We start from the raw sequence: 25,286 nt of genomic DNA on the forward strand, positions 1-25,286 counted from the left end.
TCGGCTTCAATATTTATAAGTATTTACGGAGACAATTATGAAATGGGACATTGGTGTTGGCTTAGTTTCATTAAAAAGCCTCAGTTAAGACTGGGTTTTTGCTTTTTCCATTCCTAATAAGCCCTTTTCACTTAAATGCACTTAATTTACCGATTGAAAGAAATTCAATTGGAACTTCCGTTCTTCAACGGTATCCAATCTATACTTTGTAGTATTGAAGAGCGGAGCTACGCAGCTTCTATCTAACAACATCAGAAACAATAAAGCTTGAGAAGTACAATATCCTCTCATCATTTTTTGCTCTAAACACATTATCCATCATCGGTAAATCTATCTAATTTCTACTTAGACCGTCAACCTCCCTCGGTAATCACACCATTCCCAAAAAGTGAGCACTAAGGCGATCTTGTCCCAGAGCACGGTGTTTACAACACGTCTTTGAACAGAATCATTTAGAGTCGATGGTCTAAATAACCCTCGATTTATTACTTTATGTATTCTGACCCAACCAATACCGCTATACACATTAAAATCAGTAATGAATAAATACACAAAAGGCAAGGTACTCACGCCTTGCCTTTATTCTACTTAAGCCGCATACCAACCGTCAGCCAACACCTCAGCCTGCTCCAGCACAAGCTTAATTGCTTCTTCTGCCGCATCTGGCGGGTATTTCCATCTACGCAGTAATCGACGTACAAGATTACGCATACGAGCACGAACACTATCCCTCTTTTGCCAATCAACCGTAGCTGACTTACGCAGTTGATGAGTCAGTTCAATAGCAAGCTTACGTAAGTTGTCGTCACCAAGTTCTCTGACCGAAGATTCGTTGTCGACCAATGCGCGATAGAAGGCAATTTCGTCGACAGAAAGGTTGAGCTTATTTAGTAACTCTCCATCTTCTTGCATCTCTTTGGCCCATTGAATCAGCTCTTCAATGACCTGAGCCGTTTCAATACTACGGTTATGGTACTTTTGCAGCGTCGACATAATACGTTCAGAGTATTTCTTCTCCTGTACGACATCATTCTTCATGCGAGATTTAACCTCATCACGAAGCAATTTTTCTAACAGCTCTACCGCGAGGTTCTTCTCTTTCATGTTCTTTACATCTTCTAAGAACTCCTCAGACAGAAGCCCAATGTTTGGCTTATCCAGCCCAACCATAGAGAAAATATCATCAACCCCATCAGCTATAACTGCATTATTTAGAATTTGCTTTAACGCTGTATTGCGTTCTTCATCGGTGCGTTTTTTGTCTACCGTTGAATGTTTAATGAAAGCTGTCTTAATCGCAGAATAAAAAGCAATTTCGTTCTTATAACCGTGAGTTTCATCCATGGTATTACATAGAGAATATGCCTTAGTTAACGCTGCCATTACATCAAGAAAACGTCTCTTACCATCTCTTACTTGTTTGCCATTAGCATCAGTATGAGATAGTCCTGACAAATGGTTTACTGCTCCCGGTAACAAGCGCAATGCATCCGTTTCAAAATCTGGACGGTAATTGAAGACCTTTGTATCAACGGGTGTTGCGAACATCCCCCTGATGATATCAACTTTCTCCATCAATACTGAAAACGCTTCTGCCGTATCGACGGTGGGTTGCCCTTTTCCTTGGCTGTTGGTATAGGTTTTCAATGCATTTTTAAGCTCATTTGCGATACCAATATAATCGACAACCAAACCACCGGGCTTATCTTTGAATACTCGGTTAACACGAGCAATAGCCTGCATCAGGTTATGCCCTTTCATTGGCTTATCGATATACATGGTATGACAACAAGGCGCATCGAATCCTGTTAACCACATGTCTCGAACGATAACGAGTTGAAGCTCATCGTCAGTATCTTTGTAACGCTTCTCGAATAGTTTTTTGGTTTTCTTATCGTGGATGTGAGGCTGCATTTTTTCTTTATCGGATGCAGAGCCAGTCATCACAATCTTGATTGCACCTTTATCTGTATCTGGGTGATGCCATTCTGGTTTAATTGCCACAATAGCATTATAGAGATCGACACAGATTTCTCGACTCATCGAAACAATCATCGCCTTACCAGGAAAGGTCGACGTTCGAGTGGTGAAATGTTCAACGAGATCTTTTGCGACTTGTTCAATACGAGGCTCTGCGCCTACAAGTTTTTCTAACGTCGCCCATTCTGATTTAACTTTTTCACGATCTGCTGTTTCTTCATCTTCACCGATTTCATTATCGACTTTATCGTTAAGTTGCTCTATTTCATCTTGATTGATATCAAGTTTAGCAAGTCGAGATTCGTAATAGATAGGAACAGTGGCACCATCATCAACGGCATCTTGAATATCATAGATAGATACATATTCGCCAAATACACCACGCGTGTCTTTATCATCCATCGCGATTGGCGTGCCTGTAAAGCCGATAAACGAAGCATTAGGTAAAGCGTCACGCATATACTTGGAATAACCATAAACGTACTTGTGACCCGTTACCGTGCCATCCTTGTCCTTCACCTCAACCATTTTAGATTTATTGCCATACTGGCTTCGGTGCGCCTCATCAGAAACGACAACGATATTACTTCGTTCAGATAGTCGAGGGTGCTCTGTCTCTTCATCTAATAAAGCAAACTTTTGAATCGTCGTGAAGATAATACCGCCAGATTGGCGATTTAAAAGTAGTTCACGTAACGCGTCACGATCATCCGCTTGCTGAGGTATTTGCTTTAACGTCTCTTGCGCCATCCCGAAGGTGTTATAAAGCTGACCATCTAGATCATTTCTATCCGTCACCACCACGATCGTTGGGTTATTCATTGAGGCTTGCTGTAACAGTTTACTCGCGTAGCAAACCATAGAGATGCTTTTGCCACTACCTTGAGTATGCCAAACAACCCCAGCCTTACCACTGCCTTGCTTAATCTTTTCTAATGCAGGGATAGGGCTCTCAAGGAAGTTACCAGAGGTATTGGCGGCACGAACCGTCGCCTCAACAGCAGCTCTCACTGCGTGGAACTGGTGATAACCTGCAATTTTCTTGATTATTTTGTCGTTGTCGGTTTCGAATAGTACAAAGTAACGAATGTAATCGAGCAATAAATCTTGCTTAAAGAAGCCACGAACCATGGTTTCTAATTGAAACTCCAATAACGGTCTATCATCCTCTGTAGCAACGGTTTTCCAAGGTAAGAATCGTTCTTTATTAGCCGTTAATGAACCAACACGGGCAGTCCAGCCATCGCTAACAATCAACGCTTCATTGAAAACAAACAGATCTGAAATTTCATCTTTGTAAGTTTGAAGTTGATTAAAGGCATTCCAAATGTCGGCATGTTCATCGGCTGGATTTTTCAACTCAATAACAGAGATGGGTAGGCCGTTAATAAACACTACAACATCAGGGCGGCGATTGCCCTTGGTACCAGTAATGGTGAACTGATTCACGATAAGGAACTCATTGTTATCTGGCGTCGTAAAATCCATTAACTGAGCGTGAGTATGCTTTGTCTTCGATTCGCCATCTTCAACAGCCGTGTATTCAACAGGCACCCCTTCAATCACAAACTTATGGAAGGCGTGGTTGTTTTTAATAAGAACTGGCGTATCAGGGGAAGATACCGTGTTAACCACATCATTCAATGCCTCTATCGGAATCTCTGGGTTGATGATTTGTAATTGATTTAAGAGCCTCTTCTTTAAAATTACCTGGTGATAATCGTCACGTTCTGGAGTATCTCCGTCTGGAGCGATGTCATAACCATTTTTGTACTGATAGCCTTGTGCCATAAACCAATTGAGGCATTGCTGCTCTAATAGATCTTCCGTAATCATATAGCGCCCCCTAAACTTATTTTTTTGTTTGAGACATCAATCGCCAAATTAAGAATTTTTTCGAGTAATGAATGATCTCGCCCGGCAGCACTATACCAAATAGGTTTAATGTTCATACGTAATAAACGCCCCATTTTTTTTGCTTTTTCCTCAGCGTCACAGTCTGCCAGCAAAGCAAAATGACTTGGTATTTCAAAGTGCCCCTCTTCCTTAACAGATTTAAACAATTCAAGGGTTCTATCTTGCTCTAATGAACAACCAATAAATAATAACGAATAACTGATATAAATTTGTCTCAAAGAGCGTGGAAGTTGTTTTTTAAAATCTATTACGCCATCCCCATAAGCTTCTTTGTATTGAGATTCAGTAAAAACATAAGACTGTGGTTTTTCTGAGTCTCCGTGAAGCTTCATTAAGCAATTTTCCCCTTTGAGTAGTTGGCTTACAAAACTGTTTTCTTCTTGTTTTCCATACATGCAGCCGTCTAAAATTTTACCCGTATGAGTTTCAAAGCGCTTTTCAATTAAACGGTCAAAATTTGTCGTTACAACACAGCCTTTTGTTAAGTTGGGAAGCAATTCAATCACAGGGGGGAAAAGAGGTTTACCCTCTTCATGAGTTGGCTTTAACCTGAAATTGTTATGAACAAAGTATTTGAAAACGTCCTCATCTTTTTGATATAGCGTCTCTGCTGCTTCAAGATATTTGTAATTTGCAAGGTCTTCTTTGACCTCATTTTCAACGCCTCCCCCCATCTCTACAGAAAGTTGTTCAAGAGCAGCTCCCCAGCCTAAATAACCAGCAGGTTGAGATGCCCCAGCACCAATGAAAGGAGCAATACGTTGGCGTTTCAGTGCATCAACTAAATCCAAGAATACTGAAAATTGATTAGACTGTTTAAGAAAAAGTTTTGCTTCTTTATGTTTCTCTTCAAGCCTAACACCACTCCATTTTGTTAGCTCATCAAAATAGGTATCACGCTCTACCCAATAAAGTATATCGCTAACGTCATATTCAAAGGCTGTATCACAATCAGATAAGCTAGTAATTTTAACTTTTGGGCCTTTGGTCGAAATTTTTACCGCGGAACCAATATTTAGCTCTTTATTAAACTCATCATTTTCTTGCAGTTTTGATTCTAGATATTGCTCAACTCGTTCTATAACATGATGGCTGTCATTAAATGTTTTACTCACACTTAACCTCCTGCGTATCTAAGTCGATTTCGCCAGAAAGCAATTTAGGAAGTAACGTATCTCGCAGTGCCGCAAGCTCGATATTTTGCTGCTTATTGTTAGCTATAGTTCCGAAAAAAGATGCAAACACATCCTCTAGTTTTCTACATAGTTCTTCATTAGGAACAGCTATCATCAAGCGTTCGAAGTCTCTTGGATAAATATGTGGCTGGGCTGCCCCAGTTTGCATATCGAAAATCTTTTTCTGGTTATACCTGAGAGCAACATACTGTAAGAAAAACAATGGCGTGGTTGATTGACTTATGTAAGAGCAATCCGAAGCCCAAATATTTTCAAAATACAAATTAACATAGCCAGCATTTGCGCCAGAGGCACTGATAGTTATCGCTGGGCCATTAACATTGTGGGCGTTGTGAAAATATGCTGGTTTTAACCCACCTGCTACAACAGGAACATCGCCTTCAACAATGGTTTTCTTGGTGATGTTTTTACCTTTAGTTATTTTCACCCACTCAGAAAATGGTTTTACTTCCCAACCATTTGGGATCAAACCAAGTTCAGACTCAACTAGCTTTTCTGGGAATAGCGAGGCAGTGGTAGCATTCATACCTTCTGGTTGCTCACCACTCATCTTGGCTTTGACTGGGTCGAAATCGACAAACCATGACTTGAAGATGGCTTGTGCCATTTGTTCTAGGGTTTGATTAATCTCATCGTTAAGGTGAATCTTGTCATCCAGCTCGCCTAAAACCGCAGCAATACGATTTTGCTCTTCTAGAGCAGGAATCGGAAACAACAAACGTTCAAGAGTTTGAAGGTTTATATTGTCTTGTACACTACCAGTAGCTTGTGCCTGAATGCGCTTCCTTAATAATCGAAATACGTACTCTATGAAGTAAACATTACATTTTGATTCATCAGCAATAAAGCCAATAACACTGTCGGGGAAACATGCTGGGTAAGTAAGTATTCCGGTTTCTGCAATGTTAGCGGCTATAGTGATACACATAGTCCCCTTTGGCCACAATCGACTCTGAGCTAAACCCTCTTCGCTATACGTCTGAGAGTGCTGAGTAACGCGACCTTTAGAAGCTTTTACATCACCAGTTTGAACAAATGGGTAAGGCCCACCATACAAATGAGCCGCATCTCGTGGACGATGACGTGAACGCCCTCTATTAACCTCACCAAGATCGCTGAGTTTTACTTGAGACCACCCTTCAGGAATGTGAAGTTCAAAGCTCATAACCTAACCCCGCTAGGTTCTTCTTGATTTCGGCTTCTAACGTCGCCGACTCAGCGAACTGTTCACTTAACTTAGAAGTCAGCGTTACCATCTTCTCACCAAATGGAATACCATCGTCTTCTTCTTCAGCAGCACCAACGTAACGACCGGGAGTAAGTACGAAGTCATGCTTAGTGATTTCTTCTAGATTTGCTGATTTGCAAAAACCAGCATGGTCTTCATATCCAACTCCATTAACCTCTTCACCCGTTTTCCATGCGTGGTAAAGGTCTGCAACTTTCTTAATGTTATCAAAACTGAAGTCACGTAATACGCGGTCTTTCATGTAACCAAGGTTACGAGCATCGATAAACAGCACTTCACCCTTACGACCGCGCAGTTTACGTCCTGCCTTATCAACGCGAGGGTTCTTGTTCTTAGTTAAGAACCAAATACAGGCTGGAATCTGTGTGTTGGTAAACAGTTGACCGGGAAGTGCCACCATACATTCAATCAAATCATTCTCAATTAACGCCTGACGAATAGTGCCTTCGTTGTTGGTCGTTGAACTCATCGAGCCATTTGCCAACAGAAGCGCCTGAGAACCTTCAGGAGCTAGGTGGTGAAGCATGTGCTGCATCCATGCGAAGTTCGCATTACCTGACGGTGGTTGACCGTATTTGAAGCGCGGATCGTTATCATCAACGCCCGTGTTCCACTCTTTCATGTTAAATGGAGGGTTAGCCATGATGAAGTCAGCACGTAAATCTGGATGCTGTACATTGGTGTAGGTACTTGCAGGCTCTTTACCGAAGTCGTAATCAAGGCCACGGATCGCCATGTTCATCGCCGCTAGCTGCCACGTTGTATGGTTATATTCTTGACCGTAGATTGAGATCTTCTGTTTCTGCGTTATTGCGTCGACTTTCTTCTCATTCGCATGACGCTCAATGAACTTCTCTGATTGAACAAAGAAACCGCCAGAACCCATTGCTGGGTCATATACACGACCTTCAAACGGTTCAATCATCTCAACAATCAGCGTTACGATTGACGCTGGCGTGTAGAACTGACCACCTTTTTTACCTTCAGCCAGTGCAAACTGACCAAGCATATATTCGTATACATGACCTAGGATGTCTTTACTGTTGAGGTCGGCATGAACAAACGGGATTGTCGCAATCAGGTTAATAAGCTCATTAAGCTTGGCTTGGTCAATCTTCAATGAAGAGTATGATTTGTTAAGTACACCTTTCAGTTTCGGGTTATCACGCTCAATGCCTTCAAGTGCATTATCAATGAGGTGACCAACAGAAGTAATCTTCTTAGTTTTACCATTGATATCTAGCTCAGCACCACCAATAACCAATGGGCCGTTATCTTGCAGGAACTGCCAACGCGATTCCGTAGGTAGCCAGAACACGTTTTTCTCTGTGTAGAAATCACGCTGTTCTAGTTCAATCGCAATCTCTTCTGCTAGTTCTTCTTCCGAGAAGTCAGCAGGATCTAAGTAGTATTCGTGCTCAGGGTTAGCGATGTCAGCTTTAATCTCATCCTGACGCAGCTTAAACGCATCAGAGACGTACTTAACGAAAATTAGACCTAATACTGCGTGCTTGTACTGCGCAGCGTCTAGCGTTGATCGTAGCTTGTCTGCTGCGTTCCAAAGCTTGCCTTCAAGCTCTTTCAAATACTGTTGTTCTGTTTGATTCATCTTGTTTTTATTCACCTAGAAAGATTTTCTCCATGATAGCACCCAAGTCCCAAAACTCTGTAATTTATGCCTTACTTAATAGTGAATTTTATGAAGTAAGGAGCACATCATGGTTGCTTGGAACAAAGGTAAACGTGTTGGTCAGAAGAAAGCGTTCAAATTAGAAGATATTTGGCGAATTCGCATTCGATTAGAGCTGGAAGAGCGACTGTTCGAACTAGCGCTTTTTAACCTTGCCATCGATAGTAAGCTTCGGTCATGCGACTTACGGAATTTGAAAGTACAAGACGTCAGTCGCAGTGGTTGCGTGATGTCGAGAACCATCGTTAAGCAGCAGAAGACACACCAAGAAGTGCACTTCGAGATCACTCCCAAGACTCAACAGACGTTGTCGCAATGGATCATAAAAAATGCATTGTCACCTACCGACTTCTTGTTTCCTAGTCCACGCAGGGAGGGGCAGCCCATCTCGTATCACTACTACACCACATTAGTAAACAAATGGGTGACCGACATCGGCTTAGACAAAACACAATACGGGACGCACTCATTACGCCGCACCAAAGCTTCTTTGATCTACGCCAAAACCAAGAACTTACGTGCTATCCAGTTGCTTCTTGGTCATGCTAAATTAGAAAGTACGATTGAATACCTTGGTGTCGAGATTGAAGATGCGCTGAGGATTTCAGAGAGTTGTGAGACGTGAGATATCTCGCTCAATCAATAAGAAAGTATAATGAAATATAAAGAAGAATTTACGCTAGCTACTATTGGGCTATTATCGTCTATTGGTGTGTTAGTAGCTAGCACAGACCCACTGTTAAGCGTATTACAAGACACACTCATCGAATCAATTCTCGTAAATGATTTTTCCGGTAACAGCATCATTTTCAATTTGTCCATTGGTGTTCTTGTGAGCACCATATTCTACATAATGATGGTGTATATCCCTGAAAAGCGTAAACAAAAGCAAATTGACCCTACAATTTTTAACTTGATAGAAAAGTTAATCTCCAGCGGCTCCATGGTTGCTCTAGAGGTAAGTAACCAAGCAAATGCAAGTACGAGGTTCGCATCGAAAAAAGACTTCACAGAAGCCGACCTATTAGCTGCATGCCACACAGTCGACCCTAAAAGAATGATACTGCCGCCAAACAGCGGGATTCCGGCCGCATTCAATAAAACCAAGGGAGCAGCTATTCGATCGCGATGGGAGCAAACCGAACATCATTGTGACCAGTTGGTAAAGTACATTCAGTTTGTTGACACAGGACTAATCACCGAGATCAACAAGCTGAGCGACTGCTTCTTGCGTTACGAAATAAACTTGCTTGGCCACCCTAATGTCAATAACACTGATATGAGTGTACACAGCAAAGGTATCTTTGATTACCATCAGCAAGTGAAGGCCATAGCTGTCTACTACAAGAAAAACATTAACACCTCATATCAATCACGACACTTTGATTTATGATTAGAATAAACTCCTCCCCAAAGAGCTAACAACATAACTCGCTTTTGTCCCGAAGCGACCTTACCAACATAAAAAGTCATTTTTACTGCATGAGTCTTGTTATCGTCACATGAGCAGGGGTTGGGTAAATTCCAGTTTTCTACGAACGCGCATGTTGATGGCCGAATATAATAATGGGCAATAATAGGATAAGCCACTCCCAAAAAGTGGCTTTATAGGGATTCAAGATAACTACCAACTCAAAAAATCCAACTCAGCTCTAATATCACTTATCTGCTCATCCGTTAATTCTGGCAAAATGTTGAATTTCCCTTTTATTGCCTTTGGTTCGGGGTTAGGTTTGTCTGCCTTCAATGCCTTTGTGGTACGTTTTCGTTTTCTGGGCTGTACTTCTTTAGGCTCGACTAACATCCCCGTTATTACCGCCCCCAGAGTATCTACTGCCTCTGTCACATGGCATTCACTAACATGCATATAACGAAGTGTTGAAGAGATACGTTTATGACCAAGGAGCTTAGCGACCATCGGGAGCGGATAACCTTCCAGTACCGCATAACTGGCAAAAGTATGGCGTAAGTCATGAATACGTACATCTGCAATATCAGCTAACCCCCGTACTCTTTGCCATACCATCCCAACCTTAGTAGGCCGACTCACATAACAGCGAAGAGGTGGAAAAACATCATTACCATTAGAATCAAAAAACTGTTTCCCTATTCCCGAAAGGAGTTTTCGAGCATCTTTACCCACATAAACCACCTTCGCCCCCGTTTTACTGTCTGGCAAATGCCATTCATCTCCTTTGATAAAGGACCATTGCAATCCCGTCACCTCTGAAATCCGACACCCCGTCAAAAGCACCAGCTTTATGACCTGACAGCAACACGCCTCAATTTCTCCCTGCTGACTAACCGTTCGTAAAGCCCCTTCAAGTCGCGATAATTCCTCCAGACTTAAAAAGCGATTCAACTTCTTTTTTCGGTTCTGCTTGATACCATCGCAAGGATTTTTCAAGCAATACCCTTGTCTCTCGGCATATTTAAAAATGGAACGCAGCACATCAAGAGTGCGATTAGCCGCTCCAGCATAGTCTTGGCTTAACTCATCAAACCAACGCTGCACATGACACGAATCAATACGAGTGACGGGGTAATGCCCAAATTCTGGTAATAAGTGTTTATTTAATGCCCCTCTTGCCCCTCCCTGTGAGCTGGTTTTCCATGTTGAGCACACTTTTTGTAACCATTCACCCTGTACCAATACATCAAAACGCATCACCCCGATTGCCCTACTCTTATTATTACCCTGCATCAGGCTTAACGTTTTTTGACGAGCCTGACGAAGAGACAGGCTATCGACAGGTGCTATAATCTTATTGCCACCGCCTGTCTTCATGACATAAAAACAGGAAGCGTCTTTGCCTACTCGCACCCCAAGCCCATATTGCTTTGTATCCCAAACAACATAAGTTTTGGGTTGGGGCAATAAATCCTTAATCTTTTTCTGAGTGAGTTTGATATAGCTCATGAGCGCATCCCCTTAGCCAAAGTGGCTGATATATGAGAGGCTGCTTTACAAACATCCAGACTGCTTAAGTGGGCATATTTCAGCGTCGTTTCTACTTCCGCGTGACCCAGTAAGCGACTAAGCACCGTCAGATTAATATTGGATTGAATTGCAATACTGGCGTACGTGTGGCGTAAATCATGTAGGCGCACCCCGGCTAACTCGGCTAAACGGCGCACTTTATGCCAGAACGAACTCAAGGCCACTTGAGAGATCGGTTTGGTATGACATTGAGCAGGAAAAATATAATCACTCTCTGTTCGCCACTCTTTTAGATACGCCCTAACCTGTGAGCAAAGGTACACAGTTTTTGCACCTGTTTTACTGTCTGATAAATGCCAATGCCCTCCCCTGTAATCTTTCCATTGCAACGTTCTCACTTCCGAAGAGCGGCACCCTGTATATATCAATAAACGGATAATCATCACGAGAATTGGGTTATCGGCTTCTAACGTTTCGAGTACATGCCATAGGTTACGCAACTCTTCCGGACTAAGGTAGCGTTCGACCTCTCCCGCCTTATAACGCTTAAAGTGACGACAAGGGTTAGTGTTTCTATGTCGATATCCCCACGCTTCACACTGCTGCATCATGACAGACATCAACACTAACGCCTGATTCGCTGAGCCTTTCACGTGATTCAACTGAGCAAACCACCCTTCAATGTCTCTTCGCTCTATGGAATGAACCAGTTTATCGCCTAAAATAGGCGCGATATGTAAACGAAAGGCGCTCTTATTCTTTACCGTCGTTCTTGGTTTCCAATGGCGAGGATAACGCTTAAAAAATTCCTCTGCGAAGACCCGAATCGTTATTGGTGGCAGCTCTTTTATATCTGCCAGATAACGAGTCTGGTGAACTTCATTCACCACTTGCTTTCGCACCTCTCGTAATGATAAGTCTGTTGCTTTACCAAGCTTGCGGTGAATCCTTAACCCTTCATGCTGAAAGCGAATATAAAATCGCTTACCTCCTGACGGATAAACTCTTAAATACAACTCAGGGACTTTTGTATCGTAAAACTCTTGAACCAGATGGTTAGAAGGGATGCGCTCAACAAAGCGTTGTGTGAGTAAGATTTTTTTCATCATTTAGTACCTTCATATAGGGACATAGAATCACGAAATTTCGTGAAAACATGCCATACCAATGAAAGACACAAACTACACATCGCTTAGCTATCAAACACTTAATACAGACAACCATCCATAATCGCCAGATTATGACGTGGGGTGTGGTGAAGAATTGAAAATACAGGGGCATCTTGGGAACGCTTGCCAATTAGTCTTTGTTTTCGCTAAGAGACTAAATTATCGATGAAAAACGCCCCTATTGGAAGGGGTTGGGGTGTAGATTTGACCACACTGTTTTTACATTAACGCCTAGTTACTCTTATACAGGGGCACTTTACCCCCCAAAATACAGACCAAAAATGACGAGATTACAGTTAACTGAAATTAGCGCTAGAACGCCTCTGGACAATAAGCGAGTTAATCATTTTTAAAATCAATACAAAAAAGAGGTCACATTGACCTCTTTCGTAGATTCATTTTCTTGAGAGTAAACTACATCTATCATTATTTTGACCTACTGGTGTTTAATTACTCTTAATTTTTCTGCTCATATTCTTAGCTATCATGCGCTAATTTAGAAAGCGTTAAAGTTCCAGATCAATGCTCTAAAGATCGTAAAGCCTCACCTAGCAGGTCTTCTGGCGAAAGGCTAGAGTGGGTGTTCATTATACTTTCGATTCTCCTTGTAGGAAAAGATTTACAAGTCTTCCCTTTACCATCAAAGTCCTCTTGTCTTCTGCCGTATGCAATGTACACATTAATGAGAGTACACTCCCTCTCTCTCACTGAGCAGGTAATTTTCCTGAGTTTTTTTTGAAGACCTTCAAACATTCTATCGAGGCTTTGGTCACTATTTGCCTTAGTAAAGTGACCATAGACTTCAGAGATAGTGCTATTTATTGATAGCTCAAACCTATGTACTTCTTGTTTCATTTAAAATAACTCAAGTATTATTGGGATTTATATTACACATACTATAACCAAAAAAATTGAAAGTTATTGGTTAATCAATTTAGTCAGCTTTAGCTCTCTTTGTTATCAGCTTTTGTCGACAAAGCTAACTGCTTCCAGTTACAAAATACATCATTGGCACTCGCCATGAGTCGGTTTGTTGCGAGTATGACCACTTCATCACTATCGTTAATGACACTCGAAACCGTTTCTTTCATCCTCTGAGAAAACGTATCCGTCAAAACACACGTTGAGAACTTAGTCATGGGCACCTCAAAACACTGAATGGCTTTCATTCGAGTCTCTGGATCTAGGGCTCTTAGCAATGTGACCCGTGTGTCTAAGTCCGTTGTATATCTATCGAACAATGCACAGATTGCTTTTTCGAAGTACTTCATGTTGGTAATTTTCCCTAGATATGGAACCAACTTTTGGGCAGAAACATAATGTTCAGAGTTGGGATATGCAGCCCAATCAATGACTAGATACATCATAAAGAACTCGTCCGATGCATCTTTACGATGATTCTCTAAAGACAAGTGGAAGTTTCTCATTAGTGATTGTAGTTACAATTTATTGCATTAGAAATAGTAGTCATGCTTTGTTACTCGTAATTAACGATAGCCCAAACCCTATAAATATCCCGCCTGTAGCTCTGTTAAACGCTTTACTTACTTTTTCTTTCATCAGTAGAACACTTAACTTGTTAGCCGCTATTGCATACATTGAAAGAGCTACAAATGAGAGAAATGCAAACGTCAAAGTCAAAAGAACAAACTGCTTTGCAAAAGAATGTTCAAAGGCAATAAATTGAGGGAATAGAGCCATATAGAAGATAACTGCCTTTGGATTTGTGACTCCAACAATATACGCTTCACCCAATAACTTATATCGACTTACCCCATCTAACGTATTAGGTTGCATACATGCTACCTGAGTACTTGAGCGCCAAGTCTTGATACCAATATAGATGAGGTATAAGCCTCCAAGAATCTTCACTGAATGGTATAACGGCTCAGATGCTGAAATGACAACACCCAAACCGGCAGCAGATAAGCAAGCCATTGTAATCATAGCTGCAACATTTCCTCCAATACCCCACATCGCTTTTCGTAGCCCATGTACGGCTGAGTTTTTCACAGCTAAAAGTACTGCGGGACCGGGTGAAAAAGTAGCAACAATACAAATCAGTAGAAACAACAAATAGTCCATTATTTACCCTTAAGCTTTCTAATATCACCAAGAAGCATATCGCTCTGCTAAGCGGCAAATAATCCCACCACTTAACTTAAAATTCATACCTTACACACCTCTGCCAACCATCCCGACAATGCTACGCGTTTATTTATCCGTTTAGCAGTTTGTTAAGACTTGCTTCACAAACCGATTTCGCCTTGACACTGTAGCAAACGGCTAATGACAAAGCTGAAATCACCGCTAAACGACAGACAATACCGCTTTCAAACGATAAACACTCACTGTGCGAAAAAGCCTAACTCAACGAGTGCGATGAGAGTTTGTGAGAGCCACATAACCACTTCAATTTTAAAACGCGACAAACTCATCGAGTCTGGTTACCAAACTATTTAGCCTAAAAATAACATCGAGTCTCTACGCTTTTTAAACGGAGTTTTTCGGAATTTTTCCGAATCCCGTCCAGGTCTTACGATTAGATTGCTTTGCTTAAAAATGAGGTGCTGAATGATGCGGCTTGAGAACTCTAAGAAGCTTTTGGACACAAACAGCTTAGGCACCTTACATTAAGCCATAAGGTTAGACGAAGTATCTTGAGACTCTCAAACGTTTGGTTGTCCTTTGTAGTTAGTACATATAGCCAAGCCAGTCAATATGGCCGTCTCCCCAATTCTTTGCATTCATTGGCTTTATATAAAGTTCATCAACATGTTCAACAGCAACACCATAATTCGTGTGTTCATGAAGCCTTAACCATGAATTGGTTCCCTTAACTTGAATATACCCTCGTGCTGAATAGAAACTGTGCAGCTCTGAGACAAGAATGATGAAGTCTACCCCCTTACCTTCGCAAAACAAGGAAACCTCGGATAACATCAACGTACCAATACCTTGACCTCGATAATGTTCAGCAACACAAAAGTCGACTATCCCCAAAACCCTGTGTACTTCATTCCCAACTTTTATTACCCGATAATCTAATCCGAGATACCCGACAAGCACATCTCCTTCATACTGTAGCGCACGAAAGTGAGGGAGTTGTTTAAAATAGGAACGCGCGACGTGATGCTTTGGAAATGATTGGTTCCTCAACATCATTATTGCTTTATGCTGCTTTTCGGTCACATTAATTTCATACACAATTTCCATACCTATCCTTGTAGAACTTACGGCGCGACACCAGAAATTTTTATCCCTTGATATTGCATGCCAATGGTGAGCGATCTGATTATGTATTCAGTACCAAATTTCCAAATTAACACCAAGCAATGACCCTCCCCTAATTTTAAGAAGAGTTTACCAAAGCCATAACACCTAACAGTATAAAATACCCCCGACATGAAGGCCGAAAGCAGCCATTATTCCTACTTTCTTCCCTCCTGACACCGCTTGAGCAATACTATAAAGCATCGCTGGACCCGGCATGAACGCATATAACAAGGTAAAAACTAAGTAGGTAAACAATTCCGTATTTGAAGCCATTATTATTCAAACTCCCTTTTGTTTTTAACCATTTCATTATCCAAGACTACTTTCTATGTTGTAGTCATTCTTTTCTAACCCTAAGGCAGCCAATCGATGAAAATTTGTTTGTTGATTTCCTCGAACCGCGAGTAATTTGTCTCTCATCTTTGCGACCATCGCACACCTAACTTCTCTACCATTCACCGAAGAAAATGACTCACGAAATTTTCTGGCAGAAATTTGATCCTGTTTAAGCAAGAAAACATTCGTCCCAATCACGTCAAAAAAATCGGAACTAATTTTATTATGTCTCAGAGAATCAACTCTATTATAAGTAGGCCTACTTGTAATTTGTTGCCCATAGCTATTAACGAGAGTATTAGCCGCTTTCAGACTTTTCCCCCATTCGATCCTCATACTTTTAACCGTCAAATATTTCGTTGGTAGATTATACTTATTGTGTTCTCTGATGGCTATTTCCACTAACATCTGTGTATGATTGTCACTCAACTCCAGTTCATTCAAGTGAAAAGAACCATAATCCCTTATTAACTTCTCTCCCCCTTGCAGGATTGCTAGTGCCAAAGGGGTCCTCAATTGAGGCCACATTATACCCATAGACAAATAGCTATAGAATAAGGACCCCGATACCATCGCAATACCACCGAAAACATAAAATCTTTTATAGTAAAATAAACCACTAATCTCGATTTAATAAATAATTAAATCATAATTTATTAATTACAACTCAAGACATACCCTAGAATTACAGGTCAAAAATCATCGGAAAAATATAAGACATGGATAACTATAACGCCCATTGGAATAAAATACGCTGGCATAATGAAGAACACTTCTCTATTGACGAAGTTGAATTTCATTTGGTTTCTTGGGGGAGTCCAAAAAAGAAAACTACGGAAAATAATTTCGTTCTAGTTAAAGATCCTTCATTCGCCAAATCAATGGCACGAATCTGTGCACCTTTGACTCCAAAGAACATTATTGAGTTTGGGTTATATCACGGTGCTAGTCTCGTTTTACTAGATAAGATTTTCACCCCTGACTCCATCATAGGTATAGACGAACGCCAAGAACACCCAGCCTTAAGCCAATACCGAAAGGGATCTTCAGCACACTCTGTAATAGAGCCTTATTGTGGAGTAAAGCAAGATCATACAGACAAGCTCATTAAAATATTAGAATCACACTTCCCAAAAAAAAATGTAGACCTGATTATTGATGATTGCAGCCATTTATATGAACCAACAAAAGCCGCCTTTTTGACATCATTCCCTTATTTAAAATCAGGTGGGATATACATCATAGAAGATTGGGGATGGGCGCATTGGCCGGGCGAGTTTCAAAAGAAAGAGTTTTTCCGCGGAACTCCTTTAAGTAAATTGGTTTTCGAATTACTCATGCTTCAAAGCGTCATTCCAAATGTCATAGCTAAAATTGAAACTGATTATAATCACGTTGCTATTACTAAAGGAGAGGAGAGTAGCCCCAATAACCGAAAACTATTTGAACTCATAAAATGCAAGACCTCGATTCACATTGAGAAACAATGATAAGTTCATACTCCATACTAGCTATAGCTATTATTTTAAGTTCATTAGATAAATGGATATCACGAATCTTCCTTAAGAAAAATAATTTATGCAATGAATACTTACTAGCCTATCAAATAACATGCAGTGTACTAGCTGCGCTGTTTGTTGTATTCGAAATCAAACAAATCCCCACAACACTCGACAATACAAGTAAACTTTTGGAGCTGTTGATTTTGAGTATATTCAGTATTTTCTCGTGGATGGGTTTTGCATACTCGACCTTCAGGGCTCGTACTTCAATTGAATTAGGCGTTGTCTCTATAATCTCTAAAACAAAGATAATCTGGAGTGCTATTTTCGGAGTTAGCTTTTTAAATGAGAAACTTACTTTCCTTCAAATAGTGGGCGTTATGCTCATACTTGTCGCCTCACTACTCATCAGTAAAAATAACAAAATAGGTCTTCTTTTTTCAAACAATTTTCACGCGTGGCTCGCCCCAATCTTTCTCACTATAGCTATAGGTCTTGATAAAGTGCTTACGATGTACTTACCCTCTAGCATTATCCTTTTCATCGGTTTTTCTGGAACTGCTCTTTTGACGCCTCTACTATTTAAAGTTCATTATGGGTTAATCAAAAAAGTTCTAGCTAACGCGGTAATAACAGCTACTTGTGGCACGGCAAGCTACTATCTTCTCTTAAAAGTGCTCAACACTAGCGCTTTTAGTTTAGTCATGGCTTTATTCCAAGGAGCCTTCATCCTCGATATTCTTTTTGGTTACTTCTTTTTAAAAGAGCACACTAACCTTACAAGGAAAATAGTCTCTTGTTTACTCGCCACCCTTGGTATTTTTACTTTGGCTTCATAACGTACACTTATTTACAGAACTCCAAGTGTGGCTCCTCAAAACACAAACTTCACCAAAAAACCTAACCTTGAAATTTGATGTACTTATGTTATTCCGACAGATATTTTAATCACCATTCCCAAAAATCCACTTCATATCTAAACCGTTCAACCTCCTCATCGGTCAGTTCCGGTATTACTTTGATAGGTCTTCCTCTGCGTTTAGGGGAAGATTTCGTCGGCTTAGGTTTGGAGGCTCTCACTTTTCGAGTTTTAGGGTTATTCACAAGCTGGCCTGATACTATTCCACTAATAACTTCCCCTATCGCCTCAGCAGATTGCGATACTTGCACATCATCCACGTGAGCATAACGAAGCGTGGATGAAATACGCGTGTGACCCAACAGTTTCGACACCATCGGAATAGGGTACCCCTCTAACACCGCATAACTGGAAAAAGTATGACGCAAATCGTGAATGCGAACATCCTCGATATGGGCTAAGGCTCGCACCTATTGCCAGACCATACTAACCTTAGTCGACCGACTCACAAAACGACGCAAGGGCATAAACACATCATCGTGTGATTCGCTACGATGCTCCCATACTTGCTGTGGTATGTCTGAAAGGAATTGTTGCGCTTCCTTGCCCACATACACCACCTTCGCACCCGTTTTACTGTCCGGCAAGTGCCACTCCCTGCCTTTAACAAAAGACCATTGCAGGCCTGTTACCTCTGAAATTCGACACCCCGTTAACAGCACCAGTTTTAGCACCTGACAACAGCACGCTTCTATATCACCTTACTGGCTAACAATGATCACTCATCGGTTAACCATCTTGAGCGAAGGGGTTGCAGCCCGTGCGAAGCTAAAAGCCGAACAATGGCGACTGAATCGGAGCGAACAGGCAACGTGTGCCAGGATTGGAAAGGAGATCAGGAAGACGTCGTTTGCACTATAGCAGTGCAATGCGTGTTATTTGAAGTTTGGAGAAAAATAAACATCCTGGACTTTTTGGATGTATATTTTTCGGGCGCTCTCGGTACGTTTGGAAAATCCCGCATTATAAGCACCGACACTGTTCCAGTTATAACCATGACTGGCAAAATTAGACGCTAATACCCAAGCACCAAGCGACACGTTAAAGCAGGGTTCGTAAACATTGGATTCGTTAACATTGAATTCAGCAAGCCGAGGAAACCAAGACGAGTTAATTTGCATTAATCCAAAATCTCGACTTGTCATATTTCCGTGTTTGTCTTTGTTCACATTATATGCTTTGGGGTTGAAGCTGCTTTCCACTTGCGCGATCGCTCGGAGCAACTTTGGCGAAACATTATAATGCGCGGCGGCCTCTTCGAAACAAAAGGCCGAAACCGCACTAGGAAAAATAAGCAATAGTAAGCATGGTTTTTTCATAATAAAAAAATGGAGTCCGCCAGAACTCCATTTTATCGCAAATTTGAAGAGATTAATATTCACTAGGCAGCAAAACCGTGGTGACACTTCTATCTCTTTCGGTAATAATCCAGATACGAGCACCACATAATTTATATTCAGATAAAACACGTTCACCTGTTTTGGTGGCTTCATCATTCGTGATTTTATCTTCAATACAGATAGAGCCCCAATCACCATTTTCATGACGAGCCAGTGCATTAGACAAACTCCCCTGTGAACCAATGTTATTTTCTATTATATCAGCAACCCCTTGTGTCATTACCGTTTTTCCAAGCTCAAACGGAATAGCCGTACACATATAACTCTGCACTTTCAATTGTTCTTGTGATGATGTAGTAGTTATCTTGTTCATAATAAAGCACCCAGTGTATGATTGTGACCCTGCCTCAATGCTTCTGCCGATACATTGAGGCTTTTTATTTTCGCTTAATGCACGTCTTCTGTTTTACAAATGTGGCGATAGACTTGATAAATATCGTCGTAGCTGTAACCGTACTCTTCTAATTTTTCTACGCAGTCACAAACATTACCGGTATAAAAGCATTCGTGATTAAATAGCTCACGTCGAATAATGGCCTCCTTGCTATTTTCGGCAATGTCTTGTTTGATCCCTTCTTTTTGAATTTCCTCTAAGCGTTCGATTAATTTTTTAGCGTTGTTCTTAGGCACAATCATTCCCATACCAAGCGAGACATATTCAACGCCTTTTTTCTTTGCTGCATCGAACTGCTTATTAGAAAAAGCGAAAAATGCGCCTAGCTCATCAAATAAAGCGGTTTGTGGTTGTTGGGTGTAATCTGATAAATATTTCATAGCTTAAGCCTCAACATTAAAATTAATGTTGGTATCAATTAATGTGGCGGTGAGTGCTTTTGCAATCGCGCCACATTCTTGTTTTATTGCAGATATTGAAAGTTGCGAGGGTAGAAAATTCATAACGTGTTTCTCATCGCCATTTGACTCAACGGCCATGACTTGAAAGCCTTCCTCCCATTGCTCACGCGGCGTATCCCATGAACCAAAGTGCTCCCCACGAACGACCACACTAACCACCTTTGACGGGTCAAGATAAGCCGGTAACTGCTGAAGCAAATGACAAGAGATATCATTTTTTGGTGAGCTTTCGTGCCCAGCGGCGAAACGCTGGTCGCTGACCTTCGATTTAGAGAGAGTTGGGGTTGAGTGTCGTTGTGCCATAAGGAGTTTCCTTCTGTTTGAGTATCACTTTTATGGAGCCGCTTAGCTGTCCCATTCCTCAAACAGGGTTCTTCTTTGCAAGGGCGCGTAGCGGCTTCGCCCTACCTTGCAAAGAGGGTTCTGGGTGAGGATGGTTTACAGCCTGCGAGCGCCATCAAATGATACGAGTTGAAAGGAAAATCGGCATATAAGACACCGAGCCCTTACTCGAACTTAAGCGAAGTCAGTGAAAGGTTTACGTGAGGAGATACGACGAACGGCAACGAGGAAGTATGACGAGGCGCAGCTACGCAGTAGCGAAGGCGCTGGGTGATTGTCCGCAGGAACTTAGAGCCATATCGAGCTTGCTCGATGAACATGGCTCAAGTTATCGAGGGAGGAACGCAATGACGGAATGAACCGACCGGAGGGAGAACACCAATAATAATGCTTACATACAAAACTGCTATGTGACACTGAATTTAAACGGATATAACCTCTAAGCTGTTTCTGCCCCATACTTTCTTAGACCCAACAAACTAGTCACCTAAGGTTCACCATATTTGACCAAATTAATCTAACCCAAATGTTGAGGAAGTTATACGGAATGCTTCCGTAAACTCTCCGTACAAATTGTATAAGCCCAATCTTTGCACTATAATCGCAATTATTACGGAATATATCCGTACGTAGGAGGTTCTATGGCAACAGCACGTTTAGATATTCGCCTTGACGAAGAGATCAAGGCAAAAGCAGAAAAAGCATCAGCTTTGCTTGGTCTTAAAAGCCTAACAGAGTATGTAGTTAGGTTAATGGACGAAGATGCAACTCATGTTATTGAAGAACACGAAAGTATCGTAGTTAAAGATAGTGTCTTCGATGAATTTATTATGGCATGTGATAAAGCAAGAGCACCTAATCAAGCTTTGCTTGAAGCAGCAAAATTCACAGATGAGAGTGGCATCAAGTGAGGTGGGGAAAAGAGTTTGTTGAGCTTAGTAAATCAAAGCATGATCGTGGTTCATTTGATTGTGGTGAGTCAGAGTTAAATACAGTTATCAAAACTCAAGCAGCAAAACACATGCAAGCTGGTATTAGCCGAACTATGGTTTTACCAAGCTCTCAACCATTGCTTAATAAAAAGTACGCTATTTGTGCTTTTTATAGCGTTGCGCCTAGCTCAATCAGTCGAGAGACTTTACCTGCTAAACGAGCGAAAAAGTTACCTAGATATCCAATTCCTGTTTTTCTATTAGCTCAGTTGGCTGTTCATAAAGAGTTTCATGGCTCAGGGCTAGGAAAGGTCAGTTTGATTCGCGCTTTAAAGTACCTTTGGGAAGTTAACCACCATATGAAAGCTTATGCTATCGTAGTGGACTGCCTTACTGATTCCGCACAAGCATTTTATACGAAGTTTGGTTTTGAAGTCCTGTGTGAGCATAATGGTCGTATTCGTATGTTCTTAGCAATGAAAACAGTAGAACAGCTTTTTAATCAATAGGTCGTGAATATAACAAATAATGATTAAGGTGTTGCACAGCCAACACTAAATCCCGAGTGTTGAACTAGCCCGAAGCCACCTTATCAATCAGTTAGCTATTTACACTCTATCGTCTGATATCACTTCTCCTGTCGTTTTACCTTTATCATTCTCCTTATTATCGATGCCTTTCAGCTACATCGATCGACTCCCCCCACGCGCGTCATCTTATACTATAGAGCAGGGGCATATTCTTATTGCTTTGGCCTTAACGTCTCTACTAAAGGAGGTATGAGAGTGAGCAAGTTTACTGCCGTGTTGACTCTCCTTAATTCTACTTTGCAATACCTGAAATTATCCGTGAGATGCTAATTTAGAATATTCACTAAAACGTTAATGTCCAGAAACATTTTTAAAATTGATCAAACTCTATTGTCCTCCGACAGCAATGGCTAGATATAGAACGAGCATAGGGTCAGATAGAGTCTAAAAGTAGGTAGTGGTTAGGGGGGAGTTGGTGATCTTAATTACACATCCCTGTGTAACGTATTCTGAATGTCAGCTGGCTTTAAAGCGCTTCATAAATTGACTAAAGCTTGGAATCAGGTTTTGCACAGTCGGCGCATCGGGAATCTCATTTACAAAAATCATAAAGCGCTGTGCCTTACTTTTATCACCTTGAGCAGTCCCTGCTAGTATTGCTTGAGCTAAAATTACATGCTCAGCGGTAACGTCCTTATTCGAAAATTCGTGAATCAACATAGAAAATCCTAATAAGTATAAATACGGATATAATAATACAATATATTGATGTTTATATCGATAGCTTATGGCATTCATCAATGTCAGATTTGTGTAAAAGCAAGACAGTGATGTGCACCATCAATACTGGACAGTGAGCTTAGTGACTTTCCATACTTATGCTAATTCGTGATTTGCTAATACTTGGTTCTCCGAAACTCATTTCTGTCCAAAGATGTGCTGACGGGGTGTGTAACACAGAAATGCCCCGAAACCGTTTAGAGTAGTGACTCATTCACATCCTGTTAATGCGAGTTTGCCCTATAAAAAGTTATTCAATTTGACTTCAAACATTCAATTCAAGACAGTTTGGCCAATTGAGTTTGATAGTTAGTAGGTTGGCAGTTAAAATAATAATGTCAGACACCTTAGTAGAGTAAGCTTATGAAGCACGTCAAGGCTGAAGCGAACAGCTCCAAGACTAATCGTCAATTTGTTCCTAAAGCGAAAAACTTTAAAGTGAGCACGTCTTATGAAGGGCTTACTGCAGAAAGTAAATCTCAATCACTGGAAGCGTTAAAACGGCAATATGCGAGATAAGTACGGAGTCGCTCAGGACCATTATTGCTATCCTCACTCTAATACACTTATAAATCTACTTAATATTCGTGATAGCGAAAAACTGGATGAAGCTGAAGTCGCATTCTCTGAACATCGATATATTGAATATTCGAGTCTTGTCTCAGATTTAGAAGACTTCGATATAGGTCACTTTAGACATCTTCATTGGGTGCTTTTTCAGGATCTGTATGGATGGGCTGGAGAAGAACGTGATGTTGATATCAGTAAAGGCAACACGCGCTTTTGCCATTGCTCTTTTATTGAAAGAGAGCTTATACGGCAGCTAGAACGTATCCCCCAACTTCGTGAATGCTCAGATCGTGTTGAATTTATTCGACTAGTCGCAGATATTTTTTGTGAAATTAATATCATTCACCCTTTTCGAGAAGGAAATGGTAGGGCCACACGGTTTTTCTTTGAAGAGCTTGTTTTTGTGGCTGGATATGAACTTAATTGGCCTGAGATTCCAAAAGAACAATGGATTGAAGCCAACGTACAAGGATATCTTGGTGACGTATCATTCCTAGAGCTTATTTTTGATATGGCAATCAGTTAAAGCCCCTTCTATCTACCCAAAGTCCGCTCAGGCAACTGTTAAAGCTAGCCCTTTTCAAATCAAAAATGCCCCGTTACGAGTTTGCGCAACCAGACCCTGAAAAATATAACCTGATAATTGCCCAATTTTTTCTTATGTCTAGAGCTCTAATTATGCCGACAAATTCACTATGCCACCATACTTACTCACTACTAAATGAGGTTAATTAGTTTAGCAAATCTGCAAGTGTAATGAAGAACCGAAAGGCTGCCCTCGGTGTCTTGATAACATGTATGTAGCCGCGTTTGATGTTGTGATAGTTGTTGATGTTATAAAGTCTCTTACTCGCCACCCATTGTTAAAATATTTAACCTGAGAATCTACATGAGTGCTGCCATAAATAGTTGCGGTTATTCGATAGGTCGTAGCAACAACGTGATGTCCAATAGTACCCCATGGACTCCATTTTAGAGGTGGTGCGTAGGATCCCACTCGATAGCATTTAAATGGTTCTACTTCATCAATAAAGTCATGCTGCAAAGGGGCTAAGCTTGGATCTAGGTACACCTTCGAATTTGTTCCTAAATTTGACTCTACTTCAACAAGCTTACAACTAGCATCTGGAAGATTGGCCTCCTTGAGTGGCTGTATAGATGGGTTCCCGTAAAAATCAGCTTGAGAACAATCTAACTCTTCAAGTACTCCATTGTTATTCATACGTTGGTATGTGCCCATTAATCTATAGGTTCTACCATCATTGCTGTAGATGTTTTTTGTCACTCTGTCTTGATTCAACTGAGTAATATCTATTATTACTTCATTCCCATTTAGATCAGTTGCTACCCCTTCAACTGCATAGACAGAGAAAGCAACGAATGAAGATAATAGTGACGTTAATAATAGTTTTCTCATAATATTCCCTTTATCTCAAGCTAATTAATATTATAAGGAGGCGCACGAATCTAGCATCTATCTAATATCTAAAACCGAAAACTAAAACCCGACCAATTACCTGTGTCACTAACGCTGTCGTTAAGATTAAGCCATCGCAGCATCTTTATTATGGTCCCCTTAGCGGGTAGCGGGAAACAGAGATGGTGACGGAACTACGGAGTGTCAGTGCTTGTATGCACTTAACTATTTAAGAAAGAGATCGCTATTGGATGCAAATTATTAATCATAAATTATTCACTACCC

Annotated in this window: 26 protein-coding genes; 8 read left to right on the top strand and 18 right to left on the bottom strand. The window is 41.0% G+C overall.

From position 1 onward, the window contains the following. Positions 1-588 precede the first annotated feature (588 nt). Genes ACHUFI_RS00005 through ACHUFI_RS00020 form a run of 4 tightly spaced genes read right to left on the bottom strand, consistent with a single transcriptional unit; the run spans position 589 to position 7,951 of the window. Positions 589-3,816 (bottom strand): type I restriction endonuclease subunit R, encoded by a 3,228-nt coding sequence (locus ACHUFI_RS00005; RefSeq protein ID WP_394245986.1) that lies wholly within the window; start codon positions 3,814-3,816, stop codon positions 589-591. Further along, positions 3,813-5,012, bottom strand: coding sequence for an SIR2 family protein (locus ACHUFI_RS00010; RefSeq protein ID WP_394245988.1), 1,200 nt, complete (start codon positions 5,010-5,012; stop codon positions 3,813-3,815). The genes ACHUFI_RS00005 and ACHUFI_RS00010 overlap by 4 nt, the downstream gene beginning before the upstream one ends. Continuing rightward, positions 5,005-6,258 (bottom strand): restriction endonuclease subunit S, encoded by a 1,254-nt coding sequence (locus ACHUFI_RS00015; RefSeq protein WP_394245989.1) that lies wholly within the window; start codon positions 6,256-6,258, stop codon positions 5,005-5,007. The genes ACHUFI_RS00010 and ACHUFI_RS00015 overlap by 8 nt, the downstream gene beginning before the upstream one ends. After that, positions 6,248-7,951: a type I restriction-modification system subunit M gene (locus ACHUFI_RS00020; RefSeq protein ID WP_394245990.1), complete on the bottom strand. Its 1,704-nt coding sequence runs from the start codon at positions 7,949-7,951 to the stop codon at positions 6,248-6,250. The genes ACHUFI_RS00015 and ACHUFI_RS00020 overlap by 11 nt, the downstream gene beginning before the upstream one ends. Before the next feature lie 109 nt (positions 7,952-8,060). Here ACHUFI_RS00020 and ACHUFI_RS00025 point away from each other — a divergent pair, with 109 nt between their 5' ends. Further along, positions 8,061-8,657: a tyrosine-type recombinase/integrase gene (locus ACHUFI_RS00025; protein ID WP_269999602.1), complete on the top strand. Its 597-nt coding sequence runs from the start codon at positions 8,061-8,063 to the stop codon at positions 8,655-8,657. A 30-nt stretch (positions 8,658-8,687) separates the two neighbouring features. After that, positions 8,688-9,425 carry a hypothetical protein gene (locus ACHUFI_RS00030; RefSeq protein ID WP_394245992.1) on the top strand — a complete coding sequence of 246 codons (738 nt, stop codon included), beginning with the start codon at positions 8,688-8,690 and terminating at the stop codon, positions 9,423-9,425. A 231-nt stretch (positions 9,426-9,656) separates the two neighbouring features. Here ACHUFI_RS00030 and ACHUFI_RS00035 read toward each other — a convergent pair whose 3' ends face one another. From ACHUFI_RS00035 to ACHUFI_RS00065, 7 genes are all read right to left on the bottom strand, one after another. Further along, the gene (locus ACHUFI_RS00035) at positions 9,657-10,952 is read right to left on the bottom strand and encodes a tyrosine-type recombinase/integrase (protein WP_394245993.1); all 1,296 of its coding nucleotides are present in this window, start codon (positions 10,950-10,952) and stop codon (positions 9,657-9,659) included. Then, complete coding sequence (locus ACHUFI_RS00040) at positions 10,949-12,082, bottom strand: tyrosine-type recombinase/integrase (RefSeq protein WP_394245994.1); 1,134 nt, start codon at positions 12,080-12,082, stop codon at positions 10,949-10,951. Before ACHUFI_RS00040 ends, ACHUFI_RS00035 begins: the two co-directional genes overlap by 4 nt. 1,004 nt (positions 12,083-13,086) lie before the next feature. After that, positions 13,087-13,509: a hypothetical protein gene (locus ACHUFI_RS00045; protein WP_394245995.1), complete on the bottom strand. Its 423-nt coding sequence runs from the start codon at positions 13,507-13,509 to the stop codon at positions 13,087-13,089. Positions 13,510-13,609: 100 nt separating this feature from the next. After that, positions 13,610-14,227, bottom strand: coding sequence for a LysE family translocator (locus ACHUFI_RS00050; protein ID WP_132714927.1), 618 nt, complete (start codon positions 14,225-14,227; stop codon positions 13,610-13,612). A gap of 609 nt (positions 14,228-14,836) precedes the next feature. Next, the gene (locus ACHUFI_RS00055) at positions 14,837-15,358 is read right to left on the bottom strand and encodes a GNAT family N-acetyltransferase (protein WP_394245996.1); all 522 of its coding nucleotides are present in this window, start codon (positions 15,356-15,358) and stop codon (positions 14,837-14,839) included. 165 nt (positions 15,359-15,523) lie between these two features. Beyond that, positions 15,524-15,691, bottom strand: coding sequence for a hypothetical protein (locus ACHUFI_RS00060; protein WP_394245998.1), 168 nt, complete (start codon positions 15,689-15,691; stop codon positions 15,524-15,526). 36 nt (positions 15,692-15,727) lie between these two features. Further along, on the bottom strand, positions 15,728-16,258 hold the full coding sequence (locus ACHUFI_RS00065) for a hypothetical protein (RefSeq protein ID WP_394245999.1): 531 nt from the start codon (positions 16,256-16,258) through the stop codon (positions 15,728-15,730). A gap of 215 nt (positions 16,259-16,473) precedes the next feature. On the opposite strand from ACHUFI_RS00065, the gene ACHUFI_RS00070 reads away from it, so the two are divergent. Next, on the top strand, positions 16,474-17,244 hold the full coding sequence (locus ACHUFI_RS00070; RefSeq protein WP_394246000.1) for a class I SAM-dependent methyltransferase: 771 nt from the start codon (positions 16,474-16,476) through the stop codon (positions 17,242-17,244). Continuing rightward, a complete protein-coding gene (locus tag ACHUFI_RS00075) occupies positions 17,241-18,095 on the top strand; it encodes an EamA family transporter (protein WP_394246001.1) in 855 nt (284 codons plus the stop codon). The genes ACHUFI_RS00070 and ACHUFI_RS00075 overlap by 4 nt, the downstream gene beginning before the upstream one ends. Positions 18,096-18,204: 109 nt before the next feature. Here the strand turns inward: ACHUFI_RS00075 and ACHUFI_RS00080 are convergent, their stop codons facing one another. The 5 genes from ACHUFI_RS00080 to ACHUFI_RS00100 all read right to left on the bottom strand — a co-directional run bounded on the left by ACHUFI_RS00080 (position 18,205) and on the right by ACHUFI_RS00100 (position 20,733). Further along, on the bottom strand, positions 18,205-18,585 hold the full coding sequence (locus ACHUFI_RS00080; protein WP_394246002.1) for a tyrosine-type recombinase/integrase: 381 nt from the start codon (positions 18,583-18,585) through the stop codon (positions 18,205-18,207). 465 nt (positions 18,586-19,050) lie between these two features. Beyond that, positions 19,051-19,494 carry a lytic transglycosylase domain-containing protein gene (locus ACHUFI_RS00085; protein ID WP_394246928.1) on the bottom strand — a complete coding sequence of 148 codons (444 nt, stop codon included), beginning with the start codon at positions 19,492-19,494 and terminating at the stop codon, positions 19,051-19,053. Positions 19,495-19,546: 52 nt separating this feature from the next. Beyond that, positions 19,547-19,888 (bottom strand): type I restriction endonuclease subunit M, encoded by a 342-nt coding sequence (locus tag ACHUFI_RS00090; RefSeq protein ID WP_394246004.1) that lies wholly within the window; start codon positions 19,886-19,888, stop codon positions 19,547-19,549. A gap of 74 nt (positions 19,889-19,962) precedes the next feature. Beyond that, positions 19,963-20,349, bottom strand: a complete 387-nt coding sequence (locus ACHUFI_RS00095) for a DUF7659 family protein (protein WP_394246006.1) — start codon at positions 20,347-20,349, stop codon at positions 19,963-19,965. Positions 20,350-20,352: 3 nt separating this feature from the next. After that, positions 20,353-20,733, bottom strand: a complete 381-nt coding sequence (locus tag ACHUFI_RS00100) for a hypothetical protein (protein ID WP_394246008.1) — start codon at positions 20,731-20,733, stop codon at positions 20,353-20,355. Positions 20,734-21,413: 680 nt separating this feature from the next. On the opposite strand from ACHUFI_RS00100, the gene ACHUFI_RS00105 reads away from it, so the two are divergent. Further along, positions 21,414-21,683 (top strand): type II toxin-antitoxin system TacA family antitoxin, encoded by a 270-nt coding sequence (locus tag ACHUFI_RS00105; protein ID WP_394246009.1) that lies wholly within the window; start codon positions 21,414-21,416, stop codon positions 21,681-21,683. After that, positions 21,680-22,213, top strand: a complete 534-nt coding sequence (locus tag ACHUFI_RS00110; protein WP_394246011.1) for a GNAT family N-acetyltransferase — start codon at positions 21,680-21,682, stop codon at positions 22,211-22,213. Before ACHUFI_RS00105 ends, ACHUFI_RS00110 begins: the two co-directional genes overlap by 4 nt. 537 nt (positions 22,214-22,750) lie before the next feature. Here ACHUFI_RS00110 and ACHUFI_RS00115 read toward each other — a convergent pair. Next, on the bottom strand, positions 22,751-22,954 hold the full coding sequence (locus ACHUFI_RS00115; protein ID WP_394246013.1) for a pyrophosphatase: 204 nt from the start codon (positions 22,952-22,954) through the stop codon (positions 22,751-22,753). Between the two features lie 423 nt (positions 22,955-23,377). Between ACHUFI_RS00115 and ACHUFI_RS00120 the strand changes: the two genes are divergently transcribed. Next, on the top strand, positions 23,378-23,533 hold the full coding sequence (locus ACHUFI_RS00120; RefSeq protein ID WP_394246015.1) for a hypothetical protein: 156 nt from the start codon (positions 23,378-23,380) through the stop codon (positions 23,531-23,533). Beyond that, complete coding sequence (locus tag ACHUFI_RS00125) at positions 23,523-24,110, top strand: Fic/DOC family protein (protein ID WP_394246016.1); 588 nt, start codon at positions 23,523-23,525, stop codon at positions 24,108-24,110. The genes ACHUFI_RS00120 and ACHUFI_RS00125 overlap by 11 nt, the downstream gene beginning before the upstream one ends. A gap of 210 nt (positions 24,111-24,320) precedes the next feature. On the opposite strand, the gene ACHUFI_RS00130 is transcribed toward ACHUFI_RS00125, so the two are convergent. Then, positions 24,321-25,001, bottom strand: a complete 681-nt coding sequence (locus tag ACHUFI_RS00130; protein ID WP_394246018.1) for a hypothetical protein — start codon at positions 24,999-25,001, stop codon at positions 24,321-24,323. Between the last annotated feature and the right edge of the window lie 285 nt (positions 25,002-25,286).

The organism is Vibrio profundi, assembly GCF_043642225.1.
Classification (GTDB): Bacteria; Pseudomonadota; Gammaproteobacteria; order Enterobacterales; family Vibrionaceae; genus Vibrio; species Vibrio profundi_A.